The sequence below is a fragment of the Flavobacterium weaverense genome, assembly GCF_003688495.1.
Taxonomy (GTDB): Bacteria; Bacteroidota; Bacteroidia; order Flavobacteriales; family Flavobacteriaceae; genus Flavobacterium; species Flavobacterium weaverense.
The window spans coordinates 128974-142212 of sequence record NZ_REFH01000010.1 but is presented as its reverse complement, the minus strand read 5'-3'; the positions used below and the strand labels follow the sequence as shown (position 1 = coordinate 142212).

The 13239-nt window shown below is 35.0% G+C and carries 8 protein-coding genes; 4 read left to right on the top strand and 4 right to left on the bottom strand.

What is annotated here, in order from left to right; genetic code table 11:
• Window positions 1–517: 517 nt before the first annotated feature.
• Window positions 518–2950: an aminotransferase class I/II-fold pyridoxal phosphate-dependent enzyme gene (locus BC961_RS10480; protein WP_121925815.1), complete on the bottom strand. Its 2433-nt coding sequence runs from the start codon at window positions 2948–2950 to the stop codon at window positions 518–520.
• 222 nt (window positions 2951–3172) lie between these two features.
• On the opposite strand from BC961_RS10480, the gene BC961_RS10475 reads away from it, so the two are divergent.
• Both BC961_RS10475 and BC961_RS10470 read left to right on the top strand, forming a co-directional pair.
• On the top strand, window positions 3173–3565 hold the full coding sequence (locus BC961_RS10475) for a DUF7793 family protein (RefSeq protein ID WP_121925814.1): 393 nt from the start codon (window positions 3173–3175) through the stop codon (window positions 3563–3565).
• A gap of 498 nt (window positions 3566–4063) precedes the next feature.
• Window positions 4064–4990, top strand: coding sequence for a helix-turn-helix domain-containing protein (locus tag BC961_RS10470; RefSeq protein WP_121925813.1), 927 nt, complete (start codon window positions 4064–4066; stop codon window positions 4988–4990).
• A gap of 756 nt (window positions 4991–5746) precedes the next feature.
• On the opposite strand, the gene BC961_RS10465 is transcribed toward BC961_RS10470, so the two are convergent.
• Window positions 5747–6943, bottom strand: a complete 1197-nt coding sequence (locus BC961_RS10465; protein WP_121925812.1) for an ATP-binding protein — start codon at window positions 6941–6943, stop codon at window positions 5747–5749.
• 281 nt (window positions 6944–7224) lie between these two features.
• Between BC961_RS10465 and BC961_RS10460 the strand changes: the two genes are divergently transcribed.
• Together BC961_RS10460 and BC961_RS10455 are read left to right on the top strand one after the other, a co-directional pair.
• Window positions 7225–8730, top strand: coding sequence for a MauE/DoxX family redox-associated membrane protein (locus BC961_RS10460; protein WP_121925811.1), 1506 nt, complete (start codon window positions 7225–7227; stop codon window positions 8728–8730).
• A gap of 83 nt (window positions 8731–8813) precedes the next feature.
• On the top strand, window positions 8814–9095 hold the full coding sequence (locus tag BC961_RS10455) for a DUF6520 family protein (protein ID WP_121925810.1): 282 nt from the start codon (window positions 8814–8816) through the stop codon (window positions 9093–9095).
• Window positions 9096–9167: 72 nt separating this feature from the next.
• Here the strand turns inward: BC961_RS10455 and BC961_RS10450 are convergent, their stop codons facing one another.
• Together BC961_RS10450 and BC961_RS10445 are read right to left on the bottom strand one after the other, a co-directional pair.
• On the bottom strand, window positions 9168–11801 hold the full coding sequence (locus tag BC961_RS10450; protein ID WP_121925809.1) for a S9 family peptidase: 2634 nt from the start codon (window positions 11799–11801) through the stop codon (window positions 9168–9170).
• The gene (locus BC961_RS10445; RefSeq protein WP_121925808.1) at window positions 11801–13228 is read right to left on the bottom strand and encodes a RagB/SusD family nutrient uptake outer membrane protein; all 1428 of its coding nucleotides are present in this window, start codon (window positions 13226–13228) and stop codon (window positions 11801–11803) included. The genes BC961_RS10450 and BC961_RS10445 overlap by 1 nt, the downstream gene beginning before the upstream one ends.
• Window positions 13229–13239 lie beyond the last annotated feature (11 nt).

The window sequence follows — 13239 nt, the reverse complement described above, 5'->3', positions numbered from 1 at the left end:
GTGATTAGTAGATAGTAAATAGTGATTAGTAAATAGTGAATAGTAGATAGTAATTATACCAACTGTGCTCTAAATTTACTGTTATGTTTCTTGTCAAATGGAGCCCTTCGAATGCGCTCAGGACAGGCTTTTAGTCGAGATTAGATATGACTTGTAAAAAGGGTTTCGACTGCGCTCAACCGGACAAAAATGAATGGCCTTTTACAGTATATTCAAAGATGAAGTGGTTTTAGTGATTAGTAGATAGTAAATAGTGATTAGTAAATAGTGAATAGTAGATAGTAATTATACCAACTGTGCTTTAAATTTACTGTTATGTTTCTTGTCAAATCGAGCCCTTCCCCTTCGCTTAGGATAGGCTTTTAGTCGAGATTATAAATGACTTGTAAAAGGGTTTCGACTGCGCTCAACTGGACAAAAAAAATCAGCAGTATTTTACTGTATATTCAAAGATGAAGTGGTATTAGTCCACAACTGATAGCTCAGCTACATTTATTGTGGTTCTACTGATTGAAGATTATCTTAAAGTTTCGTTTTGTAACATTCCCATTAATTCCATTGAAAAATTATCTCTTGCTTGGATGTAGGCTATTTTAGGATACACCATAGCGCCCAGCTTTTTCTTTTCAAAAGTAGCTGAAAAGCCAAAGTCAATTTTTTTAAAATTAGCTGTTCGCGCTCTTTTAATTGTCTGATATAAGAGTTGTCTATAAATTTGGAATTTTAAGGAGTATGTATAATCCATTCCAATTAGTGCAGGAACGTACGTAAAATTGCTATTATTATAACAAAACATAACCCCCACGAGCTGCTGCTTATTTTCTTCACTTTCATTACTAGATAAATATAGCAGAATGAACTCCCAATTTGGATGATTTATCATTTTGTTAAAAATCTCAATGGGATATGTAAATGTATTGATTGAAAGGTTGTTGTTTTTTACATTTTTGTAAAGTTTATAGCATTGCTCCATTTCATCAGCGTTTAATTTATCTTTTATTACTATATCAAAAGATTTTTCAAATGGTAATACCTCTTCATGGAAATGTCTTCGAGAGCGAGAAGAGAGGCTATTTATAAATTCCTCAGTAGATTCCCATTCTAATTTTTGAATTTTGGCTGTTTCAGGCATACTGATTTTTAAAAAGCCATGATTGTGGAAAACAGTGTCTAACTCTAAACTTTGATCAAAGTCTCTAAATACTAAAAGATTTGCATCTAGGGTGTTATATAATATATCAACTTGCTCAAGTAAAACTTCCATCGCTTCTTTAGCTAATGGATGTGACTCGTTTCTGTAGCAATGGTTTCCTTCCGTAAATAAACAACCCATGGCCAGCACTGTTGATGTAAGGTATAGCGGATCTTGTTTTCTTGTCTCCTCCAATTGCAGCGATATTGATTCTGGTGCTAGCATGTCGTCTTTCCAGAGTCCGAAAGTAAAAAAAGTAGCTAAAACAAGCTTATCTAAGTCGTCTTTAATAACAAAATAATAAAAGTCCCAGTCATTCTCCGTACTATTGTTATTTGAAAAGGCATCTTCTAAAAATTTCATTCCTTCCCAGTCAAAAGTACTTTGTTTGACTAAAATTTCATTCCAAATGGTTTTGTTTATCTTTGTAATGGATTTTTCATACTGTACCTTTAAACCTGAATTATTCGTTTGTTTTTCTTGCACGTATATAGTTTTATCCCGACCGAATGCTCGATTTATTTTATACAGTGAGTTAGCCGTTTCTTCCAATGCTAATGGGAAAAATTTTTCAATTGCTTCTACTAATTCTTTTATTTCTTCCTTTTGATTGTGCCTAGAGAGCGTAATCCGAATGCCTGTATTTTTTACTGGAACTGCTGGATAAATTGCTGGATTTACAAAAAAACCTTCTTGGAACAAACTTTGTACTAGTTTATATGTTGTTAAAGGCATTGCAGTTCCCAGAAAAAATACAGGTGAGTTATTTTGAACTATAATGGGCAAGGAAGTTTTAGAAAGTAAGTCGTTGAAGTACCCTATTTTCCCCGCTAATTCAGCCTGTAACACTTCAATTTCAGTAGAGAGGTGAATATCTGCGGCGGCTATTGCGGCTGCAACCGATGCTGGTTCCAATTGTGCGGAAAAAGTAAGTGGTCCACCGAAATTTTTAATTTTTTCTCGTAGCTTTTGATCCGAACAGATTAAAGCGGCTCCGCTGGCACCAAAGGTTTTACTTAATGTTGCCATAATCATCACGTTATGTGGTAGTTCTTTAAGGACACTTAGCACATAGCCCGTTCCATTTTTTCCTTGCCAACTCATACCGTGAACATCGTCGAAATATAGGTACAACTGTGGATATTTTTTGCTTAATTCCATTAGTTCAGCCACAGGTGCAAAATCACCAAACATAGAGTAAACTCCATCGGCCATGTACCAAATTCTTTTGCACTTAGAGGAAAGTTTATTGATTTGATATTCGAGCATATCCATATTGCTATGTCGGATCATCTCTACAGGAATTCCTCTCAATTTTAGTAGTTGACAAGCATTTTGAACACTCCAGTGGACCTGGTGATCCAGAATTACCCCATCTTCATCCCTAACAGCAGTAGGAATTACAGCGATGTGACCTAGTGTACTATTTTTAGCTATAATGGGTGGTATGCCATACATTAACTCTATTTTATATTCTAGTTCTGCATATAATGGATTGGATATGTATGATTTGGACAAAGGAAATTGTGTTCCATATTTTTGTATCGCTAAAATAGCAGCTTCTTTGAGACGACTGTCTTGTTCTAAACCTAGGTATCCAGTTGTTCCAAAATGGAACATTTTTTTACCTTTTATAGTAATCGTTCTACCGTTTAAATATTCATCTTCAGCGTAAAGATGTAAAACTCCTTCTTTTTTTGCTCCTGCGAATACCTCATCGACCGTATCGATAAAGTTGTTGTGTTTAATTTTTGCCATTTGTTAGTAGATTTTTAGTTGGTTAATTATTTAAAGCACTAAAATTCAGCATAATAAATGAAAGTTTTTTCATGTTATAATGGAATACTCCCAATATGACAACAAAAACTCCCGAATTGACAACAAAAGACATAAAAAACAACTAACATTCCCGAATTGACATGTAAATCAATTGATATTCTTTCTACTTTTGTTAATTATACACCTCAAAATTCATAAAACATGATTGCAGCCCATGATTTTTATGAGAATCGATTTGCGAAATTTTGGATCGCTGATGGTATTCTCTTTTTCGAATACAAACCCAGTACGCTTATCGATCTTAAAGTTGCTCAACTTGTTGTGACTGATCGAATCCATTTTCAACGGGAACGAGCTTACCCTATTTTATGTGACCTACGTGGTGTAGTTAGCATCGATAAAGCGAGCAGAGATTATTTAGCACAACTTGGCTCTGTATTAGCAACTGCTGTTGGCTTCGTTGTTCATGAAAAACTACTGTTGACTATAAGCACTTTTTACTTACAAGTCAATAAGCCCTCCGTTCCTACTCAGATTTTTTCTTCTGAGGCTGCTGCGTTGCAGTATTTGAAAGGAGTTGTGATTAGTAAATAGTGATTAGTGAGTGGTGATTAGTAATTGGTAATTGGTAATTGGTGATTAGTAATTGGTGATTAGTAATTGGTGATTGGTAAATAGTAATTAGTAGCTGGTGAGTAGTGATTAGTAAAGAGTGATTAGTAATTGGTAATTGGTGATTAGTAATTGGTGATTAGTAATTGGTGATTAGTAATTGGTGATTAGTAATTGGTGATTAGTAATTGGTGATTAGTGATTGGTGATTGGTGATTGGTGATTGGTGATTGGTGATTGGTGATTGGTGGTTAGTAAATAGTAATTAGTAGCTGGTGAGTAGTGATTAGTAAAGAGTGATTGTTAAAGAGTGATTAGTAATTAGTAAAGAGTGATTAGTAATTGGTGATTAGTAATTGGTGATTGGTGATTAGTAGCTGGTGATTAGTAGCTGGTGATTAGTAAATAGTGATTGGCTTTTAGGATCAATTCGATTGTAAGTAGTGCAAAATAAGTGGAGGGACAAAAAAATAAGTTATTATGGATGGGATTTATGATCAAAAACGAATTGTTAGTGTTCACCAAATGCTGTTTGATATGGCTAGCGGTAATTTTAATACTCGCATTCCGCAAAGTACGCAGGATGACGAATTAGAAACCATTGTGGTTTTGATTAATATGGTTGCAGAGGAAATGAAGGATTCCCTTAGCGATTTTATTAACACTCATCGTAATCCTGAATTCATTGCTCCAACCACTCTAGTAGTGGATGCCCATTACTTTATTACCAACTTCAATTCAGAACTCCTATTATTTTTAGGCTATTCCGAAATCGAATTGCTTGATCAGCCTTTAGCTACCATTTTAACACCTGCTTCCTTAGAGCAAATTCAAGACCTATTTGAAAGTAGTGTTTCCGTACCGACGATTTTATCCATTGATTTCATTAACAAAGCACAATTGCCTTTTATTATTTCTTGTAATGTAGGTCGAATGCTTCCCCGTTCTGAAATCATATTCACTTTTGCTATTCCAAAAAATTCTGATTTCTATAATCCACTTTTTGACGAGACTCGCCATAAAAAACAAATTAAATCCAGAAAGGTTGATGCTTTTTTAATACAACAGCTGTATGATTACATCCTAGCGCATTTAGACTCTCCGCTCCCATCGATCCAACTACTGGCTCGTAAATTTGGCACTAATGAGTATAAATTAAAAGTGGGTTTTCGTCATTTCTTCAAAACTAGTATTTACAAATTTTACAATCAAGAGCGTTTGAAAAAAGCTTATTTTATGATTGAACATACTACCAAATCATTAAAAAATATTTCTGTGATGGTTGGTTTTACTACTTATTCAAATTTTTCAAAATCTTTCAAAAAGCATTATGGGTTTTCGCCATTTGAGGTGCAACGGAATCAAGCTAGTATTACTACCTCAACAGTAAACCTGACAGGTTTATAAAACCTGTCAGGTTTAGTTAACACTAATTAGTTTGTGAAAGTCAATAGATTTGGTTTGGCAGACTGGAATTCTACAACGCTGGATTACAAATAATGACTGCAGATCCGCAAATTATTCAAAGTGTAATTATTTTTAAAATTGTGGAAACGCTGGATTACAACTATTGACCTCCAGCAGAAACAGTCACCGTTATTAGGTGCTTTTGCTTCGAGGGTTTCTACGCTAGTTCCGTTATCAGAATTTATAATTGGATTATTGCTCTAAATTCCTGAGTATAGATTTTTTTTTAGGTTGTCAGGCGCATTCTTGCTTATGAAAATGTTTTCTGCTTATATCTAAATTATACCAATTGTGCTTTAAACTTACTGTTTTTGTTTCTTGTCAAATCGAGCCTTTCGCATGCGCTCAGGACAAGCTTTTAGTCGAGATTATATATGATTTGTAAAAAGGGTTTCGACTGCGCTCAACCGGACAAAAATGAATAGCCTTTTGCAGTATATTAAAAGATGAAGTGGTATTAGTGATTAGTAACTAGTGATTATACCAATTGTGCTTTAAATTTACTGTTTTGTTTCTAGTCAAATGGAGCCCTTCGCCTTCGCTCAGGACAGGCTTTTAATCGAGATTATATATGACTTGTAAAAAGGGTTTCGACTGCTCTCAACTGGACAAAAATGAATAGCCTTTTGCAGTATATTAAAAGATGAAGTGGTATTAGTGATTAGTAACTATTGATTATACCAATTGTGTTTTCAATTAATATAAAAAACCAAACAACCATAATGGAATTTTGTTTTGAAATCCGTACTCAATATCATCTGCTGCGATAAACGAATTTTCGATGGTTGCAATTTGTTTTTTCGACTTATCTTTGCCACCAATTTCGAAGACATACTTTTCATCTATCAAAAAATCACTCTTTTCAGAGTAAGCAACTTTATGAGAATATCCAAGCTGATTGGCAAAAAAAGTGTCCCGTTTATTACCTGTGTTTACTGCCTTAGGCGATAATGCATACATTAAGTTTGAATTTTCTAAATATACTTTAAGCGGTTTTTGTAATCTACTAATCCCTCCCGCCTCTTTAAACAAGTTGATTGTTAGACCAATTTCGGCCAAATAATGAAAATACAAAAGTAACGTACCTCTTGCTATTCCTATTTTATCACTTAGTTTACTAACATTTGGAACAAAAGGAACAGATTCTGAAATAATAAGTAACAATTGTTTGATTTTATAAACATAAGCTAAATCTAGTCCCCGCAATAAAGGAAGTTCAATTTCCAGCATCATATTAATAACCTCCTCCAAACGAGGGGTATATAAATCCAGTTCTTCTTTATAAAATGGATAATATCCTTGTTTAAGGTACGCATCAAAATATTGCAAAGGCTTTACGACCGTATTAATCAGAGTAGCTTCTTTTGCATGATTTTTCAAAATTGACTCTAAAGACAATCTATCAAAACGATGTCCTGTCTCTATACTAAGATATTCACGAAAGGAAAGTCCTTGCATTGTATAAATAATGGCTCTGCGACTCAAATCGGCTCTAGCGTTTAAAATCTCTAGCAATGATGACCCTGTAAAAACAACTTTTAACATGGGATAATCATCGTAGATATTTTTTAATTCTTGCGACCAATTGGAATATTTATGCACTTCATCTAAAAAAAGATACTTTCCCCCTCTTTTTACAAAATCGTCAGCTAAATTAACCAAAGTATTATTACTGAACCAAATAGAATCTAAAGTTACATACAAGGTATTGTCCAATTCCTCTGCAAAACTAAATTTAATATGCTGTAATAGCATTGTCGTTTTTCCAACTCCCCTAGCCCCTTTAATACCTATTAACCTAGCATTCCAATTAACATCCGTTTCCAAACTTCTCACGAAATCTGTAGTAATATAACTTAACTTAAGGCGAAATTTTTCAACTAATGCTTCCATATTGTTTACTTTACAAAACAAAAATACTTATTTTTGTTCGGTATACAATACAAAATAATCTTATTTTGTTCACTTTGGAAAACAAATAGGGTAAATTTACAATGAATTTCTCATTTTTAAAAAGAAACCCTGCCAGGGTTTAAAACCCTGGCAGGGTTATTAATAATCCATAATGTTATCTTATTAAATAATCCGTTTTAGTCCCTTTTTGCTCCCGTAATGACAAGCACTTTTATTTTTAAATTCAGAAATTTGCTTTATAGAATTTAAACTATAACGCTATGAAACTGACTGTTAGAATGCAAAAGGTGATTTTAGAGCTAATTTGTCTGCTCTATATTTTATTGTTTGTTTATGCGGCAGTGAGTAAGCTATTGGATTTTGAGAACTTTCAGGTTAAGTTGGGGCAATCTCCTTTACTTAGCGCTTTTGCCGGGATATTTGCAATCGCTGTACCAACCATCGAATTAACTATTGTCATCTTGTTCTGTATCCCTAGATACCGCATCACTGCTCTATTTGGTTCATTCTGTCTTATGGTTATGTTTACAACATATATTTTCTTAATCCTCAACTATAGTTCTTATGTTCCTTGTTCTTGCGGAGGCATCCTTGAAAAAATGAATTGGTCCGAGCATCTGATATTTAATCTTGTCTTTGTTATTCTTGCATTAGTTGCAATCCTGTTATCAGGTTTTGAACCAGCAAATTGGTTTACTAAAATGAAGCCACCTAAGAATACATTAACCTTAATCTCAGCAGCAACTGGCAGTTTCCTTCTCATTTTGGGTCTTCATATCATATCAGAAAATAGGGTTCATCAACGCAACAGTTTTGTCAGACGATTTGACCAACACGCAAAACCCGAGGATAAAAAGATGAATCTTAAAGTGAACTCATACTATTTTGCAGGCAAAGCAAATGGACAAATTTATTTGAGTAATAGCACGGCACCACTTGTTATGACAACCGTGGATACTTCGCTCACTAAGTTAATTGTCAATCACATATCTTTGGACATTATGGGTTTTGGGTACCAATCCATTCAGGTTAGAGTGCTAGCTCCTTACTTCTTCGTTTTCGATGGAACTGTTCCGTGTATTTTTAGAGGAAAAACGGCTGACTGGAAAGCAGTACTTCTAAAAGGGAAAGTTAATCGTTTCACTCTTGCCGAACCTTTAGATGCAACAACTCTTGCCGTGAGAATAACAAGTCCTGCATCGGCGTCAAATATCCTCGGTATATATACGCTCACGGACAGCCTCAAACTTCAGGTAAACCAAGAGTTGTTAAAAAAGCAAAAAGATGGAATTTTTGATACGGATGGAATGCTTTTAATAACTCACAAAGAAAAACTGAATTATGTTTATTACTATAGGAATGAGTATCTAACTATTAACAAGTTGTTACAATTAAAAAAAACTGGAAGAACAATAGACACTGTTACTCAGGCAAATATCAAAGTTGCAAATATCGATAATGAAACTACAATGGCTGCTCCATCGGTGGTAATTAATAAATTTTCAGCAACCTATAAAAATCTGCTTTTCATCAATTCGGAACGTATCGGCAAATATGAGGATCGGAATATGCTAAAACACGCATCGATGATTGACATATATGATTTGAATTCTGGAAATTATATATCAAGTATGTATCTCTATAAGGTCGACAATCAAACTATATCTTCTTTTATGGTTTATGGAAATCATCTTTTTACACTTACCGGAAATAGCCTGACAATGCTAAAACTAGATAAAAATATTACGGAGCATTACACAAATTAGAAAGTCGAAATCTTAATGGCAATAATTAGGGGAAGCTGAAAACCTTTACAATAGAGTAAGCAATAACAATAAATTAATTTATTATGAAAACAGAATTTTCAAAACTGATTTTGCCTATGCTAGTTATTGTACTAGCGGTAACGAGTGCTTTTACTACTGTAAACAGCACTACGAAAAAGGCGCTTGCTGTCACTCCTTATGAAAAACAAACCATAGGTGGTGAAAATCTATGTGTACCAAGACTGGAAAGTTGTAGTCTTACAAACAACGGTGTTTTTTGTACGGTAGGACAAATAAGCGGAAACCCTCGCTTGTATGAAATGGATGCAAATGATGATTGTACAATTCCATTGTACAAACCTTGATACATCTAATTTTTCAAAAAAACAATGCAGTTCTTTATGGGAACTGCGTTGTTGTTTCTAATCGGTTTTATTTTAGGTCGGATTGATCCAGTTAGGTTTATTTTTATCTTTTAAAAAATATGCAAACCATTGCTCAATTTTCTCAGTTAGATCCGCATCACGAGTCCTGTCCAAAATGCCATGACCTTCGTCTGGAAATGCCAGCAAAATATGAAATTTGCCTAAGCGCCTCATTGCCATATAAAATTCAAAAGACTGGGTGTAATTTACCTGATAATCTTTTAATCCTGTCCACGAGAGTAATGGGGTTGTAATGCCTGCGACTAAAAGCACGGGTGAATTTCGCAAATAAATGTCAGTATCATCAAAAAGGGATTTACCCATACGTGCTTGTCCATATTCAATCATAAAAAAATTAGGCTGTTTTGTATTTTTCGCCTCCGAAAGATAATTACTTATATAATTCGTAGGTGCGGAACCTGCTACGGCACAAGCAAATAGTTTGCTTTTAGCTATTATATAATTCGTTTCGAATCCACCAAAGGAATGACCAATTAATCCTATCTTCTCCTCATTAATTTCCTCTTTCTGTACTACAGCCAAAACAGCTGCTTCCACGCAATTTAATGCAGAATCACCAATGTTCCCCATAGTGTATGTAATATCTGGAAGGAATACAAAATAACCCTGTGCTGTCAGGTTTGCTATATTGAATCCAGTACTATTATAAAGACTTGGTCGTATAAATCTATGAATTTCAGCGAACTGTTTTTCGTAGATATGCATGACCATTGGAAACTTTTTGCCTACCTCATAATTATAGGGATAATAAAGCATACCTTGTAAAGTCTTCCCATTAGCATTCGTATAATTAATAACTTCGGCTTCATGCGAAAAATAGTTATGATGTTGCGGATTTGTGGCAAGCAAAATTTTAGGTTTTTGCGCCTCATTAGAAGTCATTATTTGCGGCGCATTATTGTAGTTTTCTTCAATCCAAGCAAATGTATTCGCTTTGTTTGCTTTGGTTATATTGTATATTCCCTTTTCTTTAAAAACAATCTCTTGTAGTGATTTTGTTGTTAAGTAAAAAATACCATTTTTGAGATGGTTACTTGTAGTCGCACGCAATACTATACCTTTTCCCAGATCATAGTTTCCCAAAATTGTGTGATGGTTGTCTGATGACCCCCTTTCAGTATCATTTTGTGGCACTATTCTAAACACAACTCCCCTCTCCCTTCCATTAGTTAATTTTTGCTTTCCAGAACCATCAGCTGCCACTGCCCAAATATCAAATTGATCATAAATTAACATTTTTTTTTCATTAGCCATCCATCCCGCCAATCCATAGGCGGGGCTTTCTCCGGCCATATCAAATTCAACTTCGTCTAAAGGAATCTTCCACTCAGCAGTCAGATTAAGATGTGTCTTTTTGCCAACATCAAAAACAAACCAACACTTTTCCTTAAAGTAACTTAGATATTTACCCGTTGGAGACAGCAGTATATTGTCATCATCACCTCGAAATCGCTTTAACAACATTTCCTTTTTATTGGTCGAGAGCTCAGTCAGGTACAAATCTACATCTGCTTTTGGTTTTGTCTGCGGCTCATATTCCTTAGGGTTGTATGATACGGAGTATCGCTTGTCAGCAGTCAAAAAGCCTTTTGGAAATATAGTGTCAGTAATAAACAAAAAGCGTTCTGTATCTGGCTCAAACATACCTATTTTGGGATTAACTGTCCAGCCCTTGATTATTTGTTCTGCTGAATAAATCCATTTATCGGCTGCATTCCAAATTTGCACATCGCTTTTGCCAGTTGTGTTCGTAGGAATTATGACTTGTCGCATCTTAAAAAAAATTCGTTGATTATCCTTTGAGAAATCCAATGGTTGGCCAGCATCTATGTAGCTATTTTTCGGAAAATTAGTTTTATCGGAAGGTCCAAATGAAATCATTTTTTCACCATCGAGTCGATAACAGTAAAGCTCCGAAGATTTATCTCCAATCTGTAAAAAAGCTAAACTCTTACTATCTGAGGACCATGTTAGTCGCTTACATTGTGCTGAAGCATTTTGATAAATATGGTGTATAAGTATCCTTTCTCCCAATGTAATATTTTTCACAAAATAGCTTCCGTCAGTATAAATAGTCACCGCAACCATATTATTGTCAGGACTGATTTTAAATTCAATAATATTCTTTTCGGTATATCGCTTTTTAGCTGTTGCGTCGGAAATAATAAGGCTCTTAAGCCCGTTCTCCTGTCTAAGAATAAGTAAATATCTTCCTGCAACGGCATAGTCAGTTACTTTATCAAAAGACTTTTTATTTCCTGTTTTAAGATTTACAATGCTAAGGAGGCTATCTTTAGTTTGACAAGCAAACATTCCTCTATCGAAGAACCGCCCATTGAAACCCGAGGCAAACTGATAGTTCTTACCTCCCTCAATGCCTTTTACGGTTAGTGTATCTGCCTTTTCGTAATTAATCCTATAGGTCATCCACTTTCCGTCAGAAGTAATCTCTCCAATACTCGGTAAACTCCACAAATGGTATTCTTGTGCATCTAGTTCTTTCATTTGCTTAAACTGCCCCCAAGACGGGCAGTTACCTAAAGCAAGGAAAATAAAAAGTATAAAATCCTGCAGGCACAAACTATTTAGAAATGCCCTGTTGCTATTACAATGTAGTGCCCTCATTAGTACCCAGGATTTTGTGGTGCAATTGCAGGATTTAAATTGATTTCGTTCTGTGGTATTGGCAGAAGTTTGTCAGTCGTGTTCCAGCTTTCCTTCACATTTCTTAAGGCGAGATCTAGTTGTTCTGCGCGTTTCAAGTCCATAAATCTATGTCCGAATTCCGTAAAGAACTCAACACGTCTTTCTTTTAAGATTGCAATTACTATTTCGGACTGACTTACTGCTGTAGTACTTGGAAGCCCTGCTGTATTTCTTATTTTATTTAAGTCTTCCTTTGCACCTATAAGTTCTCCTTGTTGCGCGCGAGCTTCAGCTCGTATCAAGTACTGTTCAGAAAGACGTAGGACAATACTATACTCCTGTTGAGGGTTACTTGTGCTTGATTTTTTATATTTATAAGCATGGTGCCAAGTGTTTGGACCATTGGTTATAGCGCGAGTCCAAAGTTTTTTGCGTAAGTCCCCTGACTCAAAGGAATTGACTAAGTTCATGCTTAATGCAACTTGCGGTGGTGGTCCTGAATTAAATATAAACGTAAAAGCATCATCAGAGTTCCGTATTGCGGTACGAGGCATAAGCTGCCAAATTGCGGTCGTACTAGTTTTTAGAAAAACGTTTGAAAGATCCTCTTGCCAAATGTAAATTTCAGTATTGTTTAGTACAGCTGATGCACTATTAGCCGCTTCATCCCAATTTCTATTGTAAAGATAAACACGAGCAAGCAACGCTTTTGCCGCATAAAAGTTTGGTCGCACACGTCCTTCCGAAATATAATTTTTTGGAAGCAACTCGCTGGCTTCATTTAGATCCTTAATTATTTTATTATAGATTTCAACTTTCGGCATTCTGCTCACTTTTACGTTTACAGTATAATCAGTAGTTGTAATGTAGGGTACATCTCCGTAAAGCTGTATCAGATAAAAATACAAAAGTCCTCGAACAAATTTTGCTTCCCCTAATAATTGATCCTTATCAGATTTTAATAGTGCTGTAGAAGCCGTAACACCTTCAATAATTGCGTTACTGGCATAAATTGCATTGTACGCTGAGTTCCACCATTCTGCTATAACAAGATTATTAGCTTGTACACTATTACTGTAAAACTGCTTTGAGGGATCGGCGTCTCCACCCCACCAAGAAAGTTCATCTGTATAAAGTCCCAATATTTTACCAGTTCCATATGTTTTACCGGTTAATATACCATTATCTCTGATCTTGGCATATATGTCAGTCATAGCTGCATTTGCAGTATTTTTTTGCTCAAACACTGCAAATTCGTTGAGTTCTGATGTAGGTATGTCGGTTTCAGTAAAGCTATCACAACTACTGAGGCAAATAAAAAAAAGAGATACGAAAGTTATCCTAATTTTCCATAGTACTTTCGCGCTGTTAGTGGAGCAAAAGTGATGTAAGTTATTTGTCGTCATTTTAGTTTGTA